Raw genomic sequence first — 22,738 nt, 5'->3', positions numbered from 1 at the left:
TTTCCACGGTCCGATTGTGGATAGGTCCGCCCGGTTCCCATAACCCGCTGCCAGCTATGGATAATCTTTGATGCGCGAGAACGTTCCCAACGGGGAAGGCGGTGGACGCCAGCCGATTTTCATGGCTCCCGGAGCGGTTTCGGCGCTGGCCGGGGTGCTGGTTGCGATCCACCTTGGGGCGAGCCTGATTCTCGATGTCAACGGGCTGGGTAACTTGCGGATATGGTTCGGTTTTATCCCCTTCCGCCTCTCGGCGCCCGACCTTTTGCCGGGCGGTGTGATCCCGCTCGTCTGGAGCGGTTTCACCCACGCGCTGCTGCATGTCGATTTCACGCACCTGCTGGTCAACACGGCGTGGCTTCTGGTCTTTGGAACGCCGGTCGCGCGGCGCTATGGCGCCGGGCCGTTCCTTGCCGTCTTCTTTTTCGGCGCGCTGGCCGGTGCGCTGCTGCTGACCGCCGTCCAGTTCGCTTTCGTTAACCAGTTCAGCGTGCTGATCGGGGCCTCGGGCGGGGTCTCGGCGCTGACCGGCGCGGCCATGCGCTTCATCTTTCAGCCGGTGGTGGTGGGCAGGAATCCCGAAACCGGCGAGCCGATGATTCTGGGGCGGCACACCGCAACGCTCGGCCAGCTCTTTTCCAATCAGCGCAGCCGTGCCTTCATCATTTTCTGGGTGGGGCTGAACCTTCTGATCCCGCTTGCGCCTCTCTTCACCGGCGTTTCGGTGCCCATCGCGTGGGAGGCCCATCTTGGCGGGTTCATCGCCGGACTGCTGATGCCCTCGCTGTTCGATGCGCGGGGGCGGCGCGATCAGCGATAGACTTTTTGAGGGTCGAACAGGGTGGGAACGCCCGCATCGGCCAGCACCGGCTTGCCGTCCTCGAGCTCGACCTTGCGGTAAAAGCAGCTTTTCTTGCCCGTGTGGCAGGCTGCCCCGTGGCCCTGCTGGCTGACGACCAGCACCACCGCGTCCTGATCGCAATCGGTGCGCATTTCGACCAGTCGCTGCAATTCGCCCGACGTCTCGCCCTTTTTCCACAGCGCCTTGCGCGAGCGCGACCAATAGGTGGCATAGCCCGAGCGCAGGGTCTCGGCGATGGCATCGGCATTCATATGCGCCACCATCAGCACCTCGCCTGACGCCGCATCGAGCGTGACGGCGGTCACAAGGCCGTTGGCGTCGAACTTCGGGGCGAAGATGTTGCCGGTTTCAAGCTCGGATGTGGAGAGGGTTTTGGGGTCGGGGAACCGGGTCATGGTGTGATCTCAGATTTGCTCGACATTTACGCGCTTGGCCGGCACCGTAGCACCCCTCACCCCCAACCCCTCTCCCTCAAGGGGAGAGGGGGCTCAAGAGCCGAGGTGCCCCGGTTACCCTTCTCCCCTTGAGGGAGAAGGTGGCCGGAGCGAAGCGGAGGTCGGATGAGGGGTGCAGCGATGCCAGCCAGCACCGCCGGACGTCGATTACCGCCCCGCGCGAATCAACGCAAAAAAGCGGTCCTGCTCCTGCCTGTCTTCGGCGAAAACGCCGGTAAAGCGATGGGTGAGGGTCGAGGAGCCGTGCTTTCTGATGCCGCGCATGGACATGCACATGTGCTCGGCTTCCAGCATCACCGCCGCGCCGCGCGGGTTGATCGCCTCGTTGATGGCCTCGATGATCTGGGCCGTGAGGTTTTCCTGCGTCTGGAGGCGCTTGGCGAAAACGTCGGTCACCCGCGCCAGCTTGGAAAGCCCCACCACCCCGTCATGGGGCAGATAGGCGATATGCGCCTTGCCCACGAAGGGCACCATGTGGTGCTCGCAATGGGAATTGAAGGGGATGTCGCGCACCAGCACGATGTCGTCATAGCCGCCGACTTCGGAGAACGTCGTCTGCAGGATCTCGGCGGCGTCTTCCTCGTAGCCGGCGTAAAATTCGCGGTAGGCATCGGCGACGCGCCGGGGCGTATCGATCAGGCCCTCGCGGTTTGGGTCGTCGCCTGCCCAGGCGATCAGCGTGCGCACCGCGGCTTCCGCTTCCTCGCGGCTGGGGCGCTGGAGCATCCGTTCGAGCGCCGTCGCGGCGGCGGCCTTGGGCTTGGCGTTCACATCCATATTGGTTCGTCCCTCTTGCAACGGCACGGGCTGGACAAGGGGTCCATACGCCGAAGGGTGACGCTCCGTTCATATTGGTTTTGCAGGTCGGAGCGAGGCCTCTTATATAGTCGGGAAGACGGGTTCGACAAGAAAACAGATTGGCCGGAAACGTCGAACGATAGTCTTATTTTACTTTCGGGCCCTGTGGCGCAATGAACTTTTCCGATCTCTACAGCCAGAAGATTCTGGAAATCGCGGGCGCGGCGCGCCAGATGCCCCGGCTGGAAAGCCCGGATGGCACGGCGCGCAAGGTGTCGCGCATCTGTGGCTCGGCCATTGAAGTGGACCTCGTTCTCGATGATGGAAAGGTCACAGCCTATGGCGCGGACGTTTCGGCCTGCGCGCTGGGGCAGACGAGCGCTGCCATCGTTGCCAGCCATATCATCGGCGCAACGCCAGAAGAATTGCGGACCCTGCGCGAGACGATGACCGCGATGCTCAAGGCGGACGGCCCGCCGCCAACGGGCCGCTGGGACGATCTCAAATATCTCGAACCCGTGCGTGGCTACCCCGCCCGCCAAGCCTCGACCCTTCTGGTGTTCGAGGCCGTGGTCGGGGCGCTGGAGCAGGCGGGGGCCTGATGAAATCCTTCTGGGCGATCGTCGACCTACCCTTCAAATGGACCGCCTATGTCCTGATCCAGTTCTACCGCTACACCTTTTCGGCCATCGTGGGGCGCACTTGCCGCCACGCCCCGAGCTGTTCGGAATTCACCCGCGATGCGATCCTCAGGCACGGATTCTGGCCCGGCGGCTGGATGGGCGCCGCCCGCATCTGGCGCTGCCGCCCGGGCGGGACGCATGGCTACGATCCGGTGCCCGAGGCAAAGCCGGAACGGGCGCGCTGGTATCTGCCCTGGCGCTATGGGCGGTGGCGGGGCGGGGAGCTTTGAAGGATCGTTGGGCCAACGCTTCTCTCCTTCGCCTTCCATCACTTTCCTTCGTCGTGGCCGGGCTTGACCCGGCCATCTGATCCACCAGACAACGCAGGGCTGGAAATCTCCCCGTTTCGTGCTAATCAAACCCGCCTTCGCCAATAGTGGCGGCTATCCATGGAGACTACGATGATCAAGGTGACGTTCCCCGACGGTGCAGTGCGTGATTACGCAGCGGGCACCACCGGGACCACCATCGTCGAAGGCATCTCCAAATCGCTGGCGAAAAAGACCGTCGCCATGCGTTGGAACGGCGAGCTTGCCGACCTCTCCGATACGCTGGACGCCGATGGCAGGATCGAGTTCGTGCTGCGCGACGACGAAGCCGCGCTCGAACTTATCCGGCACGACGCCGCCCACGTACTCGCCGAGGCAGTGCAGGAGCTTTGGCCCGATACGCAGGTCACCATCGGCCCGGTGATCGAGAACGGCTTTTACTACGATTTTTACCGCGCCGAGCCCTTTTCGGAGGACGATCTGCGGGCCATCGAAAAGAAGATGGCGGAGATCGTCGATCGCGGCGCGGCCTTCACCAAGGAAGTCTGGAGCCGGGATGAGGCCAAAAAGGTGTTCGCCGCCAGGGGCGAGCACTTCAAGGTCGAACTGGTCGATGCCATCCCCGAGGACCAGCAGGTCAAGATCTATAAACAGGGCCAGTGGTTCGATCTCTGCCGTGGCCCGCATATGCGCACGACTAAAGACGTGGGGAAGGCCTTCAAGCTCACCAAGGTGGCCGGCGCCTATTGGCGCGGGGATTCCGACCGCGAGGTGCTGAGCCGCATCTACGGCACGGCCTGGGCGAGCAAGGAACAGCTCGACGCCTATATCACGATGATCGAGGAGGCCGAAAAGCGCGATCACCGCAAGATCGGGCAGGAGATGGACCTCTACCACTTCCAGCCCGAGGCGCAGGGGTCGGTGTTCTGGCATCCCAAGGGTTTTGTCATCTACAACCAGATGGAAGCCTATATCCGCCGTCGTCTGAACGAAGCCGGATACAAGGAAATCAAGACCCCGCAGCTTCTCGACAACAAGCTTTGGGAAAAATCCGGTCACTGGGGCAAGTTCCGCGAAAACATGTTCGTGGTGCCCGACGAAACGCCCTCAACGGAAGGCGATCAGCCGATCGTTTCAGCCGATGCCAACCTTCTGGCGCTGAAACCCATGAACTGCCCCGCGCACGTTCAGGTGTTCAACCAGGGAATCAAGTCTTACCGCGATCTACCTCTGCGGCTTGCCGAATTTGGCTGCTGCCACCGCAACGAGGCGCATGGTGCGCTGCACGGTCTGATGCGCGTTCGGCAGATGACGCAGGACGATGCGCACATCTTCTGCCGGGTGGACCAGATCCAATCCGAGACGGAAAAATTCTGCGCGCTGCTCGATTCCGTTTACGAGGACATGGGCTTCACGGAAGTCAAAATCCTCCTCGCCACCCGGCCTGAAGTCCGCGCGGGCGAAGACAGCGTCTGGGATCTGGCCGAAAGGAGCCTCGGCGATGCGCTGGGCGCGACGGGCCGTGATTTCGAGATCGCCGAAGGCGAGGGCGCATTCTATGGCCCCAAGCTCGAATTCCACTTGAAGGACGCCATTGGCCGTTCGTGGCAGTGCGGCACGTTGCAGCTCGATTTCGTGATGCCCGAGCGGCTGGAAGCCTCCTACGTGGCCGAGGACGGCTCGCGCCAGCGCCCCGTCATGCTGCACCGCGCCATCCTCGGCTCGCTCGAACGCTTCATCGGCATGATGATCGAAAGCTATGCGGGCCGCATGCCGCTGTGGCTAGCCCCGGTGCAGGTGGTGGTCGCGACCATCGTTTCGGACGCGGACGATTACGCCCGCGATGTCGTGGCGCAGCTTCAGGCCAAGGGCATCCGCGCCGAACTCGATATCCGCAACGAGTCGATCAACTACAAGGTGCGCGAGCACTCGGTGGGCCGCGTCCCCTTCATTTTCGTCGCGGGCCGCCGCGAAGCCGAGGAAAAGACCGTCTCGATCCGGCGGCTGGGCTCGCAGGGGCAAACGGTCAGTGCGCTCGATGAGGCGATTTCACTGGTGGCCGCCGATGCGACCGCGCCGGATTTGAAGCGCAAGGCGGGGTGAGAGATCATCCCAGGTGCTGCATCGTACCACTGGCAGTCCCCTACGCTCCGTAACACCCTCCCCTTGATGGGGAGGGCTGGGGAGGGGTGGCCCACCGGGCAATCCGCCCCCGCAGCAAGTCGTGTTAGAATTACTCCTTCGTCTACCTCGCGAATGCAACCGGAAATGGCTCCCGGCAAAAAATAACTGAACGAATTGAACGAAAATCGTTTTCCCGTTCAATTATCCCGGATCAGGATCGGCTGCGTATCAATACACAGCCGTCAGGATTTCGATCTCGCGCGCCGAGCCGGGGCGTATCTCGAATTCGCGGTTGTAGACGTTCTCGCCGAGCTTGGCCAAAGCCAGGTATTCGCCCTCGGCCAGCACCGTGGCGGGGAAGGCGCCGATGTCGGTGAAGATGGTTTCGCCGCCCGAGGTCTTGATGGTCCATTCGACGTCGGCGATGGCCTCGCCGCCCTCTTCGGAGACGAGCTTGAGCGTCACCTGAGCGGCCTTGTGATAAAGGGTCGCTTCGGTGATCTGGCCGGGCTCCACCCGCAGTTCCGAGCGGATGACGGCGTTGATCGGGCCGAAGCGCGAGACGATTGAATAGACCCCGGCGTTGAGATGCACCAGTTCGCCCGGCGGCACGTTCTCGGCGATGGTCATGCGCCCGTTAGGCCCGTCCGAAAAGATGTCGAAGCGCAGCATTCCGGGGGGTATGGCGATGTCCCCGGCGATCAGCGCGTCGAGCTTGAGCGCCCCCACCTCGAAGATCACCGTGCGGTTGTTGGGGCCGGGTTCGATGAAGATCGTGTCGGTCGCCTGCGCGCGCCCGAAGGCGACGTGGAGCATGTATTCGCCCGGTGGCAGGCTGAACGCTGCCGTTGCGTCCTCGGATTTGGCGACCATGGCCAACTCGCCCGTGGCGTCGGTGCGCGAATCGAAGATGCGCCAAACAAGACCCTCGGGGATGAACGGCCCGTCCGGCGAAATGCGGGCGGAAAGGGCGAGAGGCTGCGGATCGGTGACGCCGGAAAAACGGGTGCGGGAATCGAGGTCTTCCTCGAATTCCCCGCCATCGATCACGATGCCCTGAGGCAGCCCGTCCCCGTCGAACGGGTTTTCGATATCGAATTCATCGCCCTCGCTCGCCGTGCCGCCGAGATGGGCGGGGCGGGGCGGCGGCACCGGCGCGACACCCTCGCCGCCCGCATCCTGCCCCATCGCGGGCACCGGGCCGCAGATTGCTAGGATCACCGCCAGCACTTTGATTAACCGCATTGGCCTAACCGAACTCCGCCTGATATGGGCAACGATATGCTGCGCCAAGGCGATTCCTATTTATCAATTCGGGAAAAGCTGTGTCATAAGCGCGACAATCGAGCAAGTTCGGAGCCTTGTCATGACCGTCAACGCCGCCCTTCGCGATTATCTCAATTCCCGCCGTACGGTAACCGCGCCGTTCCTCGGCGAGCCCGGTCCTGGCCGCGATGCGCTCCATGAGATGCTGACCATCGCCAGCCGTGTGCCGGATCACGGCAAGCTGGCGCCATGGCGGTTCGTCGTTTTCGAGGGGGAGGCGCGGGAAAAGGCCGGCCAGATGCTGGCGAACCTCGTTGCGGCGCGCGAACCGGACGCGGGCGAGGACCGGCTCGAAGCCGAGCGCACGCGGTTCCTGCCCGCGCCGCTGACCGTCGGGGTTATCAGCACCGCCGCCCCGCACCCGAAAATTCCCGAATTCGAGCAGTTGCTGGCGGCGGGCAATGCCTGTCTCAACCTCTGCCACGCGGCCAATGCACTGGGCTTTGCCGCCCATTGGGTCACGCGCTGGTTTGCCTATGACGAAGAGGCGGCGGCGATTCTGGGCGCGCAGCCGGGAGAGCGCTTCGTGGGCTTTGTCCATATAGGCACGCCGCAAACCCGGCTCGAGGAGCGCGACAGGCCTGATGTCGAGGCCAAAACCACGTATTGGGCGCACCCTAAGAGTGCCTAACAGAACCAGAGATGGCCACGATGGGGTTCGGACGAGTCGGATGCAAGGACAGGCGTGCAGGCGATACCGGGGGTATCGCCAAGCGGCTGGACACGGCAGGCGGCCGTCCAAACCCCACCTGCGGCGCGCGCAATTTGTCCATCCGCTGCGTTCCCGCGCTTGCCGATACCTTGGTATCGGCTGCACGCGGCGCCTTGCGGGCTGGACAAATTGCGCGCGTCGTGGCCGTCTCTGGTTCTGTTAGGCACTCTTAACGCGCGGTTAACCTCTGGTAGCATTTTATTAACCATGAGGATTCCAGCGAGTCGGGCCCCATGGCGTCACCCATATCGAACATTCCCGCGCCCATAGCCTACGCCATCGACAGGGCGGGGCAGCGCAGCGGCGTCGATTTCGACTATCTGGTGCAGACCGCCATCCGCGAAAGCAGCCTCAACCCCGCTGCCCGCGCTTCGACATCCTCGGCGACGGGGCTTTTCCAGTTCATCGAGAGCACGTGGTTCGAGGTGATGAAGGACGAGGGGCCCCGGCTCGGCTATCAGGATTTTGCCGATCACATCGAGGAGCAGAACGGGGAATTTTTCGTCCGCAACCCGATGGTGCGCCAGCAGATTCTCGACCTGCGCAAGAACCCGGAGGTCGCTTCCGATCTGGCGGCGGCTTTTACCCGGCGCAACGGGGATTACCTGCAGCAGAAATTCGGACGGATGCCGAGCCCCGGTGAACTCTATATCGCCCATTTCCTCGGTGCGCGGGGGGCGGAACGGTTTTTCGATGCGGGGCTCCGCCAGCCCGATGCCAGCGCAGCCGCTCTTTTTCCACGCGCGGCGGAGGCCAACCGGCCGATCTTTTACGACAATGGCCGCCCGCGCACGGTGCGCGAAGTCTATCAGGTGCTGGTAGCGCGCCACCACAACCAGCCCGCCCCCCCCAGCGCGGGATTCAGCGCCCAGCAATACGCCAGCCAGCCGCCGCTGCCCTCGCGGATCGAACTCGACAACCAGCCACTGATCCCGCCGGGGGTCTCGTTCACCTCGTTGTTCTCGACGCAAATCGAGGGCGCCTCCGGCTCCCCCGTCGAGGCGCCCCAGCCGAGGACGCTGTTCAGCGGGTTTTATTCCGGGGAATAAGGCGGCATCGCTGGCCCCCTCATCCGACCTTTCGCTTCGCGAAAGCCCACCTTCTCCCACAAGGGGAGAAGGGTGATCCTGCGGATGTTTCGGCTTTCGAGCCCCCCTCTCCCCTTGTGGGAGAGGGGTTGGGGGTGAGGGGGCAGCGGTGCTGGCCAAGCACTCGGATTTTATGGTGAACCAATCCTTAAACCTTCGCGCCTAGATTTGCTCCGATGAGTACCGGGGATGCGTATGGTCGCCTATCAGCGTTATGTTCAGCTTTCACAGTCAGCCGACAGCGAGGAGCGGGGGCAGGCGGCGCATCTGGCGGCGCTGGCCTATCTCGACCATCGCGGGCCCGCCGATGAACAGGCCGCGCTTTATGCCGCGCTCATAAATTTTCTCGACGATGCCTCGGTGCGCGTGCGCGCGGCGCTGGCCTATGGGCTCTTGCACTCCGGGCATGCCCCGCGTCCGATCATGCTGTCGCTGGCGCAGGATGCGCCGGTCATTTCGCGGGCCGTGGTGCAGTATTCCCCCGTCCTGCTCGATGCCGACCTCATGGGCATCATCCGTTCGGGCGACCCCGACATGCTGGCGGTGATGACCATGCGGCCCACGCTTTCGGTCCGGGTCGCGCTGGCGCTTTTGCGGGTCGGCTCGCCCGATCTTTGCGTGAGGGTTCTTGCGCGCACGGACCTTTCGTATCCGACCGATGATCTGATGGTGCTCGCCGAACAGTGGGGCGAGGATGCAAGGGTGCGGGGGGCGCTGCTCAAGCGCAAGGATCTGCCGGGGCTGGCCCGGCTCTATCTCGTCGAAAGGGTGCGCGAGGCGTTGAGTTCCATCCGCATCGTCAAGGGCGCGGTCCATCCGCGCCGCCTCGCGCGGCTGATGCGCGATGCGTGCGATGCCGCCGCCGCAACGATCGGGGAGCGCGAGGCGGGCCGGGGACGCGGGGCGTATATCGCCGCTATGGCCGATGCCGGCCAGATCAATTCCCGGCTGATGCTGCACGCCTTGGTGCACGGGCAGGTGCTGTTCTTTGCCGATTGCCTTGCCCACCTCTCCGCCACGCCGCGCGCCAAGATTTTCACGCTGCTCGACAACGGCTCGCGGTCCGCGCTCAATGCGGTGTTCGCCAAAAGCGGCTTTTCGCCCGCCCTGCGCAATCTGCTGGCCCGGCTGGTTTTCCACGCCCGCGCCGCCGATCTCGCCGACGATCTGGCGGCGCGCCATTTCGTCGTTTCGCTGCTGATCGAGGAACTTATCGCCGAGCATGGCGGCGACATTCCGCCGGCGCTCGACGAGGCGTTTGCCTATCTCAACGAACAAAACATCGTGCTGGCCCGCGCCGCCGCACGCGGGGTGATGCCCGCCTTCGCGGCAGAGGCGCCGGAGGTGGAGATGGTGCCTGACCTCGGCGGCGGGGAGACGCTGGCGTTGCCGGCGGCCTGAAGCTCGGACAACAGTGCTTGCTACAGGCTCCGCTGCACCCCTCATCCGACCTCCGCTTCGCTCCGGCCACCTTCTCCCGCAAGGGGAGAAGGGTATCCGTGGATATCTCGGCTTATGAGCCCCCCTCTCCCCTTGAGGGAGAGGGGTTGGGGGTGAGGGGTGCAGCGATGCCTGCTAATACCGGAACTGTTCGATCAGAACCCGCTCATCGAGGCTATGCCCCGGATCGAACAATAGCGTTACCGCATGCCGCCGGTCCTCGTGGACGTTGACCTCGATGACATTGGTGAATTCCACATTGTCGGCCACCGCGCTCACCGGGCGTTTTTCGGCCTCGCGGATGAGGAAGGTGATCGAGGCGCGGTTGGAGAGGATCGCGCCGCGCCAGCGGCGGGGGCGGAAGGGGGAGATGGGGGTCAGGGCCAGCAAGGGCGCGGTGATCGGCAGGATGGGGCCGTGCGCCGAGAGGTTGTAGGCGGTCGAGCCGGCGGGGGTGGCGACGATGACGCCGTCGCAGGTCAGTTCCTCGAGCCGGACGTCGCCGTCGATCCTGATCTCGATCTTGGCGGCCTGATAGGTCGAGCGGAAGAGGGACACCTCGTTAAGCGCCAGCGCTTCGCGGACCGTTCCGTCGGCGTCCCTGACGCGCATGGTGAGAGGATGGATGGTCGTGGGCATGGCGGCGCGCAAGCGAACGTCGAGCGCATCGACGCCATATTCGTTCATGAGGAACCCGACCGAGCCGAAATTCATCCCGTAAACCGGGACGCCACGGTCCATGACCTTGTGCAGCGTTTCGAGCATCAGCCCGTCACCGCCGAGCGCCACGACGATCGAAGCGCCGTCGAGGCCCGCATCGCCATAGCGCGCCACAAGCGCCTCGCGGGCTTCCACGGCTGCCGGGGAAGGGCTGGCGACGAAGGCCACTTTGCCGTCAGTATAAAGGGCCATGGCTCCGCCTCCCCGAAAACGCCGAAATCGATGCGTAAGGGCATTGAGAATGGTGCCGGCAGCAGGACTTGAACCCGCGACCCTCTGATTACAAATCAGATGCTCTACCAACTGAGCTATACCGGCGCGCGGGTCTGATAGCACCGCTCGTCGGGCGGGACAAGCGTGGTTTGCGGCGCTTATTCGGCAACCTGCGCGATGGCGGGCTGGTTCATGGCGGCAAAGACGGTGCGGTCGAGGTCGGTCAGGGCCTTCATGGTGAGGCCGCGATAGATCGGCTCGCTCGCCTCTGCCACCAGCGTTACCGGCGGCAGGCCCCTGAGTTCGCCCATCAGCGAGGCGGTGGCGCCTTCCGTGATGCCGGGCTGCATGAGGTCGTAGGCGGCGGTGCCAGGCCCCAGTATGACGATCTGGTCGAGGTTGAAGATCGACATCAGGCGGTTGAGGCCGTACCCGATGGCGCTCCCGGCGAGGTTGAAGGCGTGTAGCGCGTTGCGGTCTCCCATGCGGGCGCGGCTGACGATCTGCCGGAAATCATCGGGAGGTACGGCCTGGGCGGGCGGGGTATGGCGCGGTACCGAATAGGCTGAGCGCAGGATGCCGTAATCGGCGGCATAGGCCTCGATGCAGCCTACCGCGCCGCAGCGACAGAGCGCGCCATCGGGAACGTGGATCATGTGGCCGAATTCGGTGCCGATGTCGCTGCCTATCCGGTCGGTATCGGCAAAGGTCAGCCCCATGCCGACCGTCGAGCCGATGAAGACCGTGGCGATGGTCTTTCCGGCCAGTTCCGGCTCGAGCCAGCGCATGCCGTCCGCCATCAGGCGGCCGCGCTTGTAGAGCTTCACCGACAGCCCGAACTGGTCCTGCAAGGGCGTTACGATATCCACCCCGGCCAGATGGGCGATAGGGGACCATTTCATCCCCGTCTCCTCGGAGGACAGAATGCCCTGGACGGAAATGGCCACGATCAGCAGCCGGTCGGCGGCGTTGGCGTTGCGCGCATATATGAGCTGGATGCGCTCGGCGAGGAAATGGGGGGCGGAAGTCTCGGCGAATGTCGCCGGGGTGATCGCGCTTTCGATGCGGTCCACAAGGATGCCGGCGTAATCGAGCAGCGAAATCCGGCAGCGGGTGACATCGAGTTCGACAAGCAGGGTAAAGGCGGCCTTGCGGTTGTGGGCAAGCTTGACGCTGGGGCGGCCACGGACCCTGCTTTCACCGGCCGTACTCTCGAGATCGACGAGCACGCCCTGGCTTACGAATTCAGAGGCGATGGCGGTGAGGGTTGCATTGGACAACCCGGTATCAGCCGCGATCTGGGAACGGGACAGCGGGCCGGCACGCCGCAAGGCGCCGAGAATCAGGTCCCGGTTCTGTCGCCGGATCATCTCGGTGTCCGCAACACCGCGCGCCAAATCGTTCTCCTTTTTGGCCCGTTCCGGCCCATCGTTTCCATAAGGCGCCACGGCGCGCCGGGCCAGCCTCAAACCTTGAAGGCCGGCCGATTTCCGGGCGCGCGTGCCATTAACCTCACACGGGATGTTGACATAGAGATTTCAGCGTGCCAATTATTTTTTCGAGTATTGAAATAATACTCTTGGCGTAGAGCGGAGGATGCATGCGCCAGTTGGAGGTAGACCCCTTTTCATCACAGACCGGCGTTCCCGATCTCGGGGACGTGGAGGAGGAAACATTATGAAGAAATTTGCTGCGGTCCTGCTTGGCACGACCGTTCTTTTCGCTGGCGTGGGCGCTGCCGTTGCGCAGGAACTCACGGTCGGCGTGTCGTGGTCGAACTTCCAGGAAGAACGCTGGAAGACCGACGAAGCCGCAATCGTCGCGGCGCTCGAAGCGGCCGGCGCGCGCTATATCTCGGCAGACGCGCAGTCTTCGGCCGCCAAGCAACTGACCGACGTCGAAAGCCTGATCGCGCAGGGAGCCGATGCCCTGATCGTTCTCGCCCAGGATTCCGACGCCATCGGCCCGGCCATCGCCGCCGCCGTTGCGGAAGGCATTCCGGTGGTCGGCTATGACCGGCTCATCGAGAACGCCGAAGCATTTTACCTGACCTTCGACAACAAGGGCGTGGGCCGCCTTCAGGCCGAGGCCGTCTACGCGGTTCAGCCGACCGGCAACTACGTCTTCATCAAGGGTTCGGGTGCCGATCCCAATGCGGACTTCCTGCATGAAGGCCAACTCGAAGTGCTGCAGGCCGCGATCGACGCGGGCGATATCGTCAATGTCGGGGAAGCCTATACCGATGGCTGGCTACCTGAGAATGCGCAGCGCAACATGGAGCAATTCCTGACCGCCAACGACAATAATGTCGATGCGGTGGTGGCCTCCAATGACGGCACCGCCGGCGGCGCGATCGCGGCGCTGGCCGCCCAGGGGCTTGCCGGTTCGGTTCCCGTATCGGGGCAGGACGGCGACCATGCCGCGCTCAACCGCGTTGCACTCGGTACACAGACCGTCTCGGTCTGGAAGGACGCCCGCGAACTTGGCGCCAAGGCCGTGGAGATCGCGCTTGACCTTGCCGGTGGTACGGCGCTCGACGCCATCCCCGGTGCCGTCAAGTTCGATGGCGGCCCCAATGGGGTTTCCATGAACTCGTTCTTCCTGTCCCCGGTTCCGATCACCCGCGACAATCTCGATATCGTCATCGATGCGGGTTGGGTGAGCAAGGACGTGGTCTGCCAGGGTGTGGCCGCGGGCACAGTTGCGGCCTGCGACTGATCCGGCCGATCCGATCATTCGGAGGGTGCCGCGGCGCTTGCCGCCGCGGCACCCTGCCTGATAAAAATACTGACTTCATCGAACTGCCGTTCCGTTCCCGCGCGCTGAGGCCGATCGCGGCATCACCGGGGCACGGTTTGCGCTAGGAGAGGCAAATGGCAGAGCAGAACGCCACGGCGAACTCGGCACACTCACTCACCATCGAAGGCAATCCGGTACGGAAATTCCTGACGGCGACCGAAATCGATACAAGGCTGCTCGGAATGGTCGGCGCGTTGCTGCTGATCTGGATCGGCTTTCATTTTCTGTCGGGCGGGCTGTTCATCACGCCCCGCAACCTGTGGAACCTGTCGGTACAGACCGCATCGGTCGCCGTGATGGCGACGGGCATGGTGCTGGTTATCGTCACCCGCAACATCGACCTTTCGGTGGGTGCGGTGCTGGGCACCCTCGCCATGCTGATGGGGGTGATGCAGGCGGAAATCCTGCCACCAATACTTGGTTTCGGACACCCGGCGATATGGGTGTTGACGCTTGCATTCGGGCTGTTCGTGGGCCTTCTGATCGGGCTGTTGCAAGGCACGATCATCGCCTATTTGCGCGTGCCCGCCTTCATCGTGACGCTGGGTGGCTTTCTCATCTGGCGCGGCACGGCGTGGTGGATCACTTCGGGCCGCACCGTTGCGCCGCTCGATTCGACCTTCCAGCTCATGGGCGGGGGGCCGATGGGTTCCATCGGCGCGACGGCGAGCTGGATCGTTGCCGCATTCGCCTGCGCAGGCGTCATCATCTATCTTGCCTATGCGCGGCGGCAGCGCCGGCGCTTCAGTTTCCCGCAGCGGCCCATGTGGGCGGAGGGCGTTCTCGCCGCCATCGGATGCGGAGTGACACTGGCCGCGGTCGCCGTGTTCAATGCCTATCCCTGGCCGGTGCGGATCGCGGCCAATTATGCCCAGGCGCAAGGCATGGAAGTGCCCGAAGGCGGTCTGTTCATCTCGCACGGCATCGCCGTTCCGGTGCTCATGGCGGTCATGGTGGGGCTGATCATGACCTTCATCGCCATGCGCACCCGATTCGGGCGCTACGTGTTTGCCATCGGCGGCAACCCCGAGGCGGCTGAACTGGCGGGCATCAATACCCGCTGGGTCACCGTCAAGGTCTATATGCTGATGGGCGCACTCTGCGCCATCGCCGCCTCGATCTCCTCCGCCCGGCTCAATGCGGCGACCAACGCCATGGGTACGCTCGACGAGCTTTACGTGATCGCCGCCGCGGTGATCGGGGGGACCTCGCTTTCGGGCGGTGTCGGCACCGTGGTCGGCGCGATGATCGGCGCGCTGGTCATGCAATCGCTGCAATCGGGCATGGTGCTGATGGGGCTGGACAGCCCGCTCCAGAGCATCGTCGTGGGTATTGTTCTTGTCTTTGCGGTGTGGCTGGACACGCTCTACCGCAACCGGGCCAACTGAGGGTTTGACCAGTATGTCTCAAGTTGCAGTAAAACCGCTCGTGGAGCTCGAGGATATTTCGATCGCCTTTGGCGGTATCAAGGCCGTGGACCGCGCTTCGATCGACCTTTATCCCGGTGAAGTGGTCGGCCTGCTCGGCCATAACGGGGCGGGCAAATCGACGCTCATCAAGATCCTTTCGGGGGCCTATCGCCGGGATGCGGGCGAAATCCGCATCGACGGACAGCCCGCGACGATTAACAACCCGCGCGACGCCAAGGCCTACGGGATCGAGACGATCTACCAGACTCTTGCCGTTGCCGACAACGTGGATGCGGCGGCGAACCTGTTCCTCGGGCGCGAGTTGACCACCGCCATCGGCACGCTCGACGATGTGGCGATGGAAGCCAAGGCGCGCGAGGTGATGGGGCGGCTCAACCCCAACTTCCGCCGCTTCAAGGAGCCGGTAAAGGCGCTTTCGGGCGGGCAGCGGCAATCGGTGGCGATCGCCCGCGCGATTCTGTTCAACGCGCGTATCCTGATCATGGACGAGCCGACCGCCGCGCTTGGGCCGCAGGAAACCCAGCAGGTCGCCGATCTCATCAAGCAGCTCAAATCCGAAGGCATCGGCATTTTTCTCATCAGCCACGATATCCATGACGTGTTCGATCTGGCGGATCGGGTGTGCGTGATGAAGAATGGGCAGGTGGTCGGGACGGCAAAGACCTCGGACGTCACCAAGGACGAGGTGCTGGGCATGATCATCATGGGCAAATGCCCGCCGGGCGCGATTCCCGGACCGGGGGCGATGCGGGTCTGAGCGCGGCTCAGGATTGCTTTCCGATCCGGCCCAGATGCGTGATGGCAAAGCCTTCTGGCGATTTCAGGCCGTAGCCCAGCATTCGGTCGAATCCCGAATGCGCAAGCCAGAGCGCTCCGAGAGCCGCAAGCAACGGGATTGGCAGGATCAGGCCGATTGCAAACAAGGCCGTACCGAAAGCATAGATATGGACGGCGTTATAGCAAAGCGCGCCTATCCTCGGTCCAAGCAGATAGCCCAGGAAAGTGAGATCCGGCGCGAAAAAAATCAGGATTGCGCCCCACCACGGCATCGTGCCGTTCGCATGCCAGAAGAGCGCGAGACCGGCCGCAAAGATGATGAAGCCTTCCACGCGCTGCCAAAGGACGGCTCGAGCCATGATCGGTTCCCCGTTTTGCTGCACCTGTTCTACCGAAAGAGTGAACGGGCAGCAATTGGCTGACGCGGCGGTTCTTTGCAGGCATCGCTGGCCCCCTCACCCCCAACCCCTCTCCCTCAAGGGGAGAGGGGGGCGGAATAGGTGGCGCCACGGTTACCCCTCTCTCCTTGTGGGAGAAGGTGGCCCGGCGAAGCCGGGTCGGATGAGGGGGCCAGCGATGCGGGCTTCTTTCGCTTGATGCCATTGTTCGCCTTGTGCCAAGCTCCCTCGAAACGAGTCAGGAGACGGCAATGAAAACACGCGCGGCGGTGGCCTTTGAGGCGGGTAAACCCCTGGAGATCGTCGAGGTCGATCTTGAGGGCCCCAAGGCGGGCGAGGTTCTGGTCGAAATCAAGGCAACGGGCATTTGCCATACCGACGAGTTCACGCTATCGGGCGCCGATCCCGAAGGGCTGTTTCCCGCCATTCTGGGCCATGAGGGCGCGGGCGTGGTGGTCGAGGTCGGGGCGGGGGTCACGAGTGTTGCGCCAGGCGATCACGTCATCCCGCTCTATACACCCGAATGCCGCGAGTGCCCATCGTGCCTCTCACGCAAGACGAATTTGTGTACCGCCATCCGTGCCACGCAGGGGCAGGGACTGATGCCTGACGGCACCAGCCGGTTCTCCTACAAGGGCAAGCCAATCTTCCACTATATGGGCTGCTCGACCTTCTCGAACTATACGGTCCTGCCCGAGATCGCGGTGGCCAGGATTGATCCGGCGGCGGCCTTCGACAAGGTCTGTTATGTCGGGTGCGGGGTTACCACCGGCGTTGGCGCGGTCATCAACACGGCCAAGGTCGAGCAGGGGGCGACGGCGGCGGTGTTCGGGCTGGGCGGGATCGGGCTCAACGTCATCCAGGGGCTCAAGATGGCCGGAGCCGACATGATCATCGGCGTCGACATCAACAACGACAAGAAGGCGTGGGGCGAGCGGTTCGGGATGACCCATTTCGTCAATCCGCGCGAGATCGATGGTGATATCGTTTCCCACCTCGTCAACATGACAAAGCGTGGCGCGGACCAGATTGGGGGATGCGACTACACCTTCGATTGCACGGGCAACGTCACTGTGATGCGGCAGGCGCTCGAAGCGAGCCATCGCGGCTGGGGCAAATCCGTCATCATCGGGGTGGCCGGGGCGGGGCAGGAAATTTCGACCCGTCCGTTCCAGCTCGTCACCGGCCGGCAATGGCTGGGCACGGCGTTCGGCGGCGCGCGCGGGCGCACCGATGTACCGAAAATCGTCGACTGGTACATGTCGGGCAAGATCGAGATCGACCCGATGATCACCCACACCCTGCGGCTCGAGGACATCAACACCGGGTTCGATCTGATGCACAAGGGCGAATCGATCCGGAGCGTGGTGATCTTCTGACCGTGACGGCCCCGCACATTTATGTCGATGCCGACGCCTGTCCGGTCAAGGACGAGGTGTTGCGCGTTGCCGAACGGCACGGGATCGTCGTGACGATGGTCGCCAATTTCGGGTTGCGGCCATCGCGCGACCCGATGGTGAGGCACGTGATGGTGCCGCAGGGCGCCGATGCGGCGGACGACTGGATCGCCGAGCACGCCACCGAAAACGACATCGTCATCACCGCCGATATTCCGCTGGCGCGGCGGGCGCTGGAGAAGGGCGCGCAGGTGCTCGGGCCGACGGGCAGGCCGTTCACCGAGCATTCCATCGGCATGGCGCTGGCTATGCGCGAGCTCAACCAGCATTTGCGCGAAACGGGCGAGAGCAAGGGCTATAACGCCAGTTTCACGGGTCGCGACCGCTCGCAGTTCCTGCAGGCGCTCGATGAGGCGGTGCAGCGGGCGGGGCGTAATAAGTAACTGTTTGTTAAGGATAATATTTGGTTAGCGGAACCAGTTGTTAACCATAATCGCCAAGAGTGCGGGCATCGATACTCTCCCCCGCTCGAGGCGTTCCAGTGCTACGAATTTTATGCGTTTGTCTTGCGATGGCGGGGCTTTTGGCGGGGTGTGCCAAACCGCCCCAGTCCCAGTCTTCCCAAAATCTTTCCGCTTATAGCCAGTCCACCGATGCGCTGGAGACCGCAGCCGTCGACGGCAGGCTGCGCATAGAGGCCGTGACCGGCCAGCCGATGCCGCCCCGGCTCAATGGGGCGCTGGCGGGACGCACGCTGACGGTTGCGTCCAGTACCCAACTCGTCCTGCGGCCCGGTGAGGTGGTGCTGACGTTCGATGACGGCCCGCGGCCCGGAAAGACCGAGGCGGTTCTCGATGCGCTGGATACCCATGGGGTCAAGGCGACCTTCCTGATGCTCGGGGCGGCCGCCCAGCGCCATCCGGAACTGGCGCGGGCGGTCGCGCAGCGGGGACACGCGATCGGTTCCCATACGTTCTCGCATACCGATCTCACGACGCTGTCCCATTCCGAAGCGATGGCCGAAATCCAGCGCGGGCACGAGGCCGTGGGGCAGGCGCTCGCCGGATCGGGCCATCTGCCCTCCCGCTTTTTCCGCTTCCCCTATCTGGCGCAGAGCAACATCATCCGCACCAGCGCCGTCGATGGGCATCTGGTCATTCTCGACGTGGATATCGATTCCAAGGATTATTATCGTGAATCGGCGCGGGCCGTGCTCAACCGCACGCTGGAGCGGCTGGACCGGCAGGGGCAGGGGATCGTTCTCTTCCACGATATCCACGCCCGCACCATCGCGATGCTGCCCGAATTCCTCGATGAACTGCACGCGCGCGGCTACAAGGTTGTCACCCTGCGCTCCTCAGGCGGCAGCGCGTTCGATACCCCGCTCATTACGGCGCGGACGCAAGGCATTTCAGCCGCATTGTAATCGGCATCTCAAAACGACCTCAACCCGCCGTCGCCGCAAAGAGCGCGATGGCGGCGGCGTTGGAGACGTTGAGGGATTTGATGGGGCCGGGCATGTCGAGCCGGACCATTTCATCGCAGAGCGAGCGGGTTTTCTGTCGCAGGCCCTTGCCTTCGGCCCCGAGGACGATCGCCAGTTTCTGGCCGGACGGGCGGGGTCTGAGCAGGCCTTCGGCTTCGGAATCAAAGCCGAGGCACAAGAGCCCGCGCGTCTTGAGCGTTTCGAGCGCATCGCCCAGATTGCGCACTTCGATGAGCGGGATCATGTCGAGTGCGCCCGAGGCCGATTTGGCAAGAACTCCCGTTTCACGCGGCGCGTAGCGGGCGGTGGTGATAACCGCATCGGCGCCAAAGGCGCAGGCCGTCCTCAGGATGGCGCCGACATTATGCGGGTCGGTCACCTGATCGAGCACGACGACCAGATCGAGGGTGTCGATTTCGTCGAGCCCGAAGCGGTCGACCGGGTCGACCTCGAGGGCGACGCCCTGATGCACGGCATCGGAGCCCAGGAGCTTATCGAGATCGCGCGGGGTTCGTTCCTCGATCCTCAAATCGGGCAGGGGGCCGTTCTCGCGCAGGCGATTGAGCCCGTTGGGCGTTGCCAGCAGTACACGGCGCTTGCGGCGCGGATTGTCGAGCGCGGCGCGCACGGTATGGAGCCCGTAAAGATAAACGGGCTCGTCTTCGGGCCTTGTTTGCGGACGCGGTTTGGGTGGAAACCTGTTCTTGCTCATGGAAAGTGGCGTAGCCTTTCGGCTTGTGGGTGGCAAGCGGCAAGACAGGATGGTCCGGGTACCGAATTCCTCGAGATAGCTGTTGACAGAACGGAGCCAGACCACCATAAACCGGGCCGTGGCGCGGATCGGAAACGGTTTCGCGCCACAACCTCGCTTCGCCAATCGCGATATTGGGGAGGGGTGGGAGAGTGGTTAAATCCATCAGACTGTAAATCTGACGCCTTAGGCTACGCTGGTTCGAATCCAGCCCCCTCCACCATTTCACGCTTGCCCAAGGGGCATTGCACCGGCAAACTGGCAAGCGTTGCCCCCGGGCGGGTGTAGCTCAATGGTAGAGCAGAAGCCTTCCAAGCTTACGACGAGGGTTCGATTCCCTTCACCCGCTCCATTTTCTTCTTGTACGGCCCGGAGACATAGGCAAGAGATTGTGCTTGGAGCAGGTCTTGGTGTTTGACGGAATCGTCGGGGTTCCCGCGATTGCGGCGGGTTCGGTCTGGAATCCGGGAATAAATCCTGGGATGACAAGCGGGAATGGGGCAGGCATCGGCCAAAAAGCCCCCAATGTCATTCCGAGACTCGTTTCGGGAATCCAGTGCAACCCAACCCCAACCGGTATGCCCTTTCCATCAAAACCTGACACGCTCTGGGCGTCTGATCCCGGGTTTTCCGGTGCAGGTTCTTTTTTGTGAATGAAAGGGAAGCGCCATGGCCAAACGGGCCACGGATGCTTGCGGCGGAACCGGTGCGGATTAGGTCAAAAATTGGTCGCCTTTGGAGGGCAGAAGGCGGAGCGAAGCTGGCCTGATACAACCTTTTTTACGGCAAGACCTGCACATGAAGTTTTCGCGTCGCTCTTTTCTCGGTTCGATGGGGGCGTTGACGTTCGGGGGCATGATGCTGCCCGCGAGCGTTTTCGCCGTTTCCCTGATGGATCCCTTCAACGTCCCGACCGCCATGGATTCGGGCGCGGTCAAGCTGGGGGATGGCATTCCCTATGCGGGCGGGCCACGCGGGCTGCTCGATGTCTATGTGCCGCGGAATCCCAAAGGCAATGCGCCGGTGTTGCAGTTCATTTATGGCGGGGGCTGGAACCGGGGCGAGCGCGGCGATTACGATTTCGTGGGGCACGCCTTTGCCTCGCGCGGGTTCGTGACGGTGATCGGGGACTATCGCCTCGTTCCGGAGGTGACCTATCCGGCCTTCCTTTACGATGCGGCGGTGCAGTCCAAATGGATCGAGGACAATATCGGCGCCTATGGCGGAGACGCCAACAAGCTGTTTCTCGCCGGTCATTCGGCGGGTGCGTATAATGCGGTGATGCTGGGGCTCGATCCGGCGTTCTTTCGTGAGACGGGGGTTTCACTCAAGATCCGCGGCATCGCGGGGCTGGCGGGGCCATACGATTTTTATCCCTTTGAATATAACGAGGTGCGCGATGCTTTCGGGCAGGCGTCGAATCCCGAGGGCACACAGCCGGTGCGGCTGGTGACGAAAGATGCCCCGCCCATGTTCCTTGCCTCAGGGCTGGGCGATCCGATCGTGAGGCCCGTCAATACCGAACTGCTGGCGGCGCGGCTGCGCCAGCATGACGTGCCGGTCGACGAGCGTTATTACGAGGGCATCGGGCATATGGAGATCGTCACCTCGATCGGCGCCATGCTGCGCTGGCGCGCGCCGGTGCTGGACGATACCGTCAACTTCTTTGCCAGCCTCGGGGCGCTCGACGCCTGATTTCAGGCGCCATCGAGAAACGTCGCGAGTCTTTCCAGCCCCATGGTGATCCGCTCGGGCCGCGCCGCGTAGCACCAGCGCAGCCAGCCTTCGCCTTCCGGGCCGAACGCGCTGCCCGGTGCAAGGCCCAGCCCATGGCCGGCGACCAGCGTTCTTGCCACCGCCATGTCGTCGGGCAGTCCGTCGATGCGGAAGAAGGCGTACATGGCGCCGTCGGCGCGCGGGACCTCGATGCGGCCAAGTGCTGTCAGTCCATCCAGCAGGAGATCGCGCGACCGCGCCAGATTGGCCTTGAGGGCCCGGACTGCCTCCTCCCCGCGCGGGTCGGTGAGCGCGGCGATCCCCCCCGCCTGAACGAAAGCCGGAGCACAGGAGGTGTTGTATTCGATGACCTTGGGCACATCGGGCATCATGGCCTGGGGCAGGGTGAGCCAGCCCAGCCGCCAGCCGGTCATGCGCCAGGCCTTGGAGAACGAATTGACGGCGATCAGCCGGTCTTCGGGTTCGGCGATGGCGAGCATGGACGGGGCGGCATCGGCGCCGTCATAAACGAGCCGTTCGTAAACCTCATCGCTCATCAGCCATATGCCGTGCTTGCGGCAATGGTCGAGGATGGCGCGCTGGGCGGCGGCGTCCAGCGTGAAACCGGTGGGGTTGTTGGGGGCGTTGAGGATCAGGAGGCGCGTGTCGGGGGTCAGCGTATCGACGAGCCTTTGGACATCGAGTGTCCAGCGCCCGTTTTCGACCACCAGCGGATGGCGCACGACATCGGCGCCGACGAGGCGCGGGCCTTCGGCGATGTTGGGCCAGATGGGGGTTACGACCACTACGCGGTCGCCGGGGGAAACGACGAGCTGGTTGGCGATCATCAGTGCCGAGACGCCCGAGCCGGTCACGGCGATGCGGTCCGGCGTCACCGCGATGCCGTGGAGGCGGGAGGCGTAGGCGGCGATCGCTTCGCGGAGTTCGGGCAATCCGAGATTCTGGGTGTAAAAGGTCCGGCTTTCGGCCAGCGCCTGCCGGGCGGTCTCGCGGATGAAATCGGGCGTCGGCAGGTCGCTCTCCCCGAACCAGAAGGGCAGGATGTCCTCGCGCCCTATCGCGGCGTTGGCGATGTCGCGGATGCGCGAGGAGGACAGCGCCGAGACTTCGGGCCGGGCCGTTGCAGGGTGCGTCATGATCAGCCTCGGAGCTATGCGGGATTTTGGGTGATACGGCCTGATCAAGCGGCGCGATTTTCGGCGACGCTGGTGGCTACGCCGTCGGTGAATGTGACGCCTTCGATGAGCAAAGGCAACTGGTTCGCGCCCTTCAG

Annotated in this window: 22 protein-coding genes and 3 tRNA genes; 16 read left to right on the top strand and 9 right to left on the bottom strand. The window is 63.6% G+C overall.

What is annotated here, in order from left to right; genetic code table 11:
• Window positions 1–70 precede the first annotated feature (70 nt).
• Window positions 71–820 carry a rhomboid family intramembrane serine protease gene (locus DQG18_RS15195; RefSeq protein ID WP_116655098.1) on the top strand — a complete coding sequence of 250 codons (750 nt, stop codon included), beginning with the start codon at window positions 71–73 and terminating at the stop codon, window positions 818–820.
• On the opposite strand, the gene hisI is transcribed toward DQG18_RS15195, so the two are convergent.
• Entirely contained in the window at window positions 811–1,257 is a 447-nt protein-coding gene (hisI, locus tag DQG18_RS15190) for a phosphoribosyl-AMP cyclohydrolase (RefSeq protein WP_116655097.1), read from the bottom strand. The genes DQG18_RS15195 and hisI overlap by 10 nt on opposite strands.
• A gap of 207 nt (window positions 1,258–1,464) precedes the next feature.
• Window positions 1,465–2,094, bottom strand: a complete 630-nt coding sequence (gene folE / locus DQG18_RS15185; protein ID WP_116655096.1) for a GTP cyclohydrolase I FolE — start codon at window positions 2,092–2,094, stop codon at window positions 1,465–1,467.
• A gap of 194 nt (window positions 2,095–2,288) precedes the next feature.
• Here folE and DQG18_RS15180 point away from each other — a divergent pair, with 194 nt between their 5' ends.
• From DQG18_RS15180 to thrS, 3 genes are all read left to right on the top strand, one after another.
• Entirely contained in the window at window positions 2,289–2,717 is a 429-nt protein-coding gene (locus DQG18_RS15180; RefSeq protein WP_116655095.1) for an iron-sulfur cluster assembly scaffold protein, read from the top strand.
• Window positions 2,717–3,028, top strand: a complete 312-nt coding sequence (gene yidD, locus DQG18_RS15175) for a membrane protein insertion efficiency factor YidD (protein ID WP_116655094.1) — start codon at window positions 2,717–2,719, stop codon at window positions 3,026–3,028. Before DQG18_RS15180 ends, yidD begins: the two co-directional genes overlap by 1 nt.
• Before the next feature lie 171 nt (window positions 3,029–3,199).
• Window positions 3,200–5,170 carry a threonine--tRNA ligase gene (thrS, locus tag DQG18_RS15170; protein WP_116655093.1) on the top strand — a complete coding sequence of 657 codons (1,971 nt, stop codon included), beginning with the start codon at window positions 3,200–3,202 and terminating at the stop codon, window positions 5,168–5,170.
• Window positions 5,171–5,419: 249 nt separating this feature from the next.
• Here thrS and DQG18_RS15165 read toward each other — a convergent pair whose 3' ends face one another.
• Entirely contained in the window at window positions 5,420–6,436 is a 1,017-nt protein-coding gene (locus tag DQG18_RS15165; protein WP_116655092.1) for a hypothetical protein, read from the bottom strand.
• Window positions 6,437–6,557: 121 nt separating this feature from the next.
• Here DQG18_RS15165 and DQG18_RS15160 point away from each other — a divergent pair, with 121 nt between their 5' ends.
• The 3 genes from DQG18_RS15160 to DQG18_RS15150 all read left to right on the top strand — a co-directional run bounded on the left by DQG18_RS15160 (window position 6,558) and on the right by DQG18_RS15150 (window position 9,718).
• Window positions 6,558–7,148 carry a nitroreductase family protein gene (locus tag DQG18_RS15160; protein WP_116655091.1) on the top strand — a complete coding sequence of 197 codons (591 nt, stop codon included), beginning with the start codon at window positions 6,558–6,560 and terminating at the stop codon, window positions 7,146–7,148.
• A 314-nt stretch (window positions 7,149–7,462) separates the two neighbouring features.
• Window positions 7,463–8,278 carry a transglycosylase SLT domain-containing protein gene (locus tag DQG18_RS15155; RefSeq protein WP_116655090.1) on the top strand — a complete coding sequence of 272 codons (816 nt, stop codon included), beginning with the start codon at window positions 7,463–7,465 and terminating at the stop codon, window positions 8,276–8,278.
• 228 nt (window positions 8,279–8,506) lie between these two features.
• Window positions 8,507–9,718: a DUF2336 domain-containing protein gene (locus DQG18_RS15150; RefSeq protein WP_116655089.1), complete on the top strand. Its 1,212-nt coding sequence runs from the start codon at window positions 8,507–8,509 to the stop codon at window positions 9,716–9,718.
• Between the two features lie 174 nt (window positions 9,719–9,892).
• Here DQG18_RS15150 and DQG18_RS15145 read toward each other — a convergent pair whose 3' ends face one another.
• From DQG18_RS15145 to DQG18_RS15135, 3 genes are all read right to left on the bottom strand, one after another.
• Window positions 9,893–10,669 carry an NAD kinase gene (locus DQG18_RS15145; protein WP_116655088.1) on the bottom strand — a complete coding sequence of 259 codons (777 nt, stop codon included), beginning with the start codon at window positions 10,667–10,669 and terminating at the stop codon, window positions 9,893–9,895.
• 50 nt (window positions 10,670–10,719) lie between these two features.
• A tRNA-Thr gene (locus tag DQG18_RS15140) sits at window positions 10,720–10,795 on the bottom strand.
• A 53-nt stretch (window positions 10,796–10,848) separates the two neighbouring features.
• Complete coding sequence (locus tag DQG18_RS15135) at window positions 10,849–12,087, bottom strand: ROK family protein (protein WP_157970202.1); 1,239 nt, start codon at window positions 12,085–12,087, stop codon at window positions 10,849–10,851.
• A gap of 280 nt (window positions 12,088–12,367) precedes the next feature.
• On the opposite strand from DQG18_RS15135, the gene xylF reads away from it, so the two are divergent.
• The 3 genes from xylF to DQG18_RS15120 all read left to right on the top strand — a co-directional run bounded on the left by xylF (window position 12,368) and on the right by DQG18_RS15120 (window position 15,676).
• Window positions 12,368–13,408, top strand: a complete 1,041-nt coding sequence (gene xylF / locus DQG18_RS15130; RefSeq protein ID WP_116655086.1) for a D-xylose ABC transporter substrate-binding protein — start codon at window positions 12,368–12,370, stop codon at window positions 13,406–13,408.
• Between the two features lie 155 nt (window positions 13,409–13,563).
• Window positions 13,564–14,877: a sugar ABC transporter permease gene (locus DQG18_RS15125; RefSeq protein WP_116655085.1), complete on the top strand. Its 1,314-nt coding sequence runs from the start codon at window positions 13,564–13,566 to the stop codon at window positions 14,875–14,877.
• Between the two features lie 13 nt (window positions 14,878–14,890).
• Complete coding sequence (locus DQG18_RS15120; protein WP_116655084.1) at window positions 14,891–15,676, top strand: ATP-binding cassette domain-containing protein; 786 nt, start codon at window positions 14,891–14,893, stop codon at window positions 15,674–15,676.
• Window positions 15,677–15,683: 7 nt separating this feature from the next.
• On the opposite strand, the gene DQG18_RS15115 is transcribed toward DQG18_RS15120, so the two are convergent.
• The gene (locus DQG18_RS15115; protein ID WP_245958498.1) at window positions 15,684–16,079 is read right to left on the bottom strand and encodes a DUF4260 domain-containing protein; all 396 of its coding nucleotides are present in this window, start codon (window positions 16,077–16,079) and stop codon (window positions 15,684–15,686) included.
• A gap of 266 nt (window positions 16,080–16,345) precedes the next feature.
• Between DQG18_RS15115 and DQG18_RS15110 the strand changes: the two genes are divergently transcribed.
• From DQG18_RS15110 to DQG18_RS15100, 3 genes are all read left to right on the top strand, one after another.
• Complete coding sequence (locus tag DQG18_RS15110) at window positions 16,346–17,473, top strand: S-(hydroxymethyl)glutathione dehydrogenase/class III alcohol dehydrogenase (protein WP_116655082.1); 1,128 nt, start codon at window positions 16,346–16,348, stop codon at window positions 17,471–17,473.
• 2 nt (window positions 17,474–17,475) lie between these two features.
• On the top strand, window positions 17,476–17,934 hold the full coding sequence (locus DQG18_RS15105; RefSeq protein WP_116655081.1) for a YaiI/YqxD family protein: 459 nt from the start codon (window positions 17,476–17,478) through the stop codon (window positions 17,932–17,934).
• A gap of 128 nt (window positions 17,935–18,062) precedes the next feature.
• Complete coding sequence (locus DQG18_RS15100) at window positions 18,063–18,917, top strand: polysaccharide deacetylase family protein (RefSeq protein WP_116655080.1); 855 nt, start codon at window positions 18,063–18,065, stop codon at window positions 18,915–18,917.
• A 19-nt stretch (window positions 18,918–18,936) separates the two neighbouring features.
• Here DQG18_RS15100 and rlmB read toward each other — a convergent pair whose 3' ends face one another.
• Window positions 18,937–19,689 (bottom strand): 23S rRNA (guanosine(2251)-2'-O)-methyltransferase RlmB, encoded by a 753-nt coding sequence (rlmB, locus tag DQG18_RS15095; protein ID WP_116655079.1) that lies wholly within the window; start codon window positions 19,687–19,689, stop codon window positions 18,937–18,939.
• A gap of 177 nt (window positions 19,690–19,866) precedes the next feature.
• Between rlmB and DQG18_RS15090 the strand changes: the two genes are divergently transcribed.
• From DQG18_RS15090 to DQG18_RS15080, 3 genes are all read left to right on the top strand, one after another.
• Window positions 19,867–19,951, top strand: a tRNA-Tyr gene (locus DQG18_RS15090).
• Between the two features lie 55 nt (window positions 19,952–20,006).
• Window positions 20,007–20,080 (top strand) — tRNA-Gly (locus DQG18_RS15085).
• Window positions 20,081–20,526: 446 nt separating this feature from the next.
• Entirely contained in the window at window positions 20,527–21,423 is an 897-nt protein-coding gene (locus DQG18_RS15080; protein WP_245958497.1) for an alpha/beta hydrolase, read from the top strand.
• Between the two features lie 2 nt (window positions 21,424–21,425).
• On the opposite strand, the gene DQG18_RS15075 is transcribed toward DQG18_RS15080, so the two are convergent.
• Complete coding sequence (locus DQG18_RS15075) at window positions 21,426–22,601, bottom strand: pyridoxal phosphate-dependent aminotransferase (RefSeq protein WP_116655078.1); 1,176 nt, start codon at window positions 22,599–22,601, stop codon at window positions 21,426–21,428.
• Window positions 22,602–22,738 lie beyond the last annotated feature (137 nt).

It is taken from the genome of Pelagibacterium sediminicola (genome assembly GCF_003390885.1).
GTDB classification, from domain to species: domain Bacteria; phylum Pseudomonadota; class Alphaproteobacteria; order Rhizobiales; family Devosiaceae; genus Pelagibacterium; species Pelagibacterium sediminicola.
Note: the sequence above shows the minus strand (reverse complement) of the source record. Positions and strands in the feature narration are given on the sequence as shown.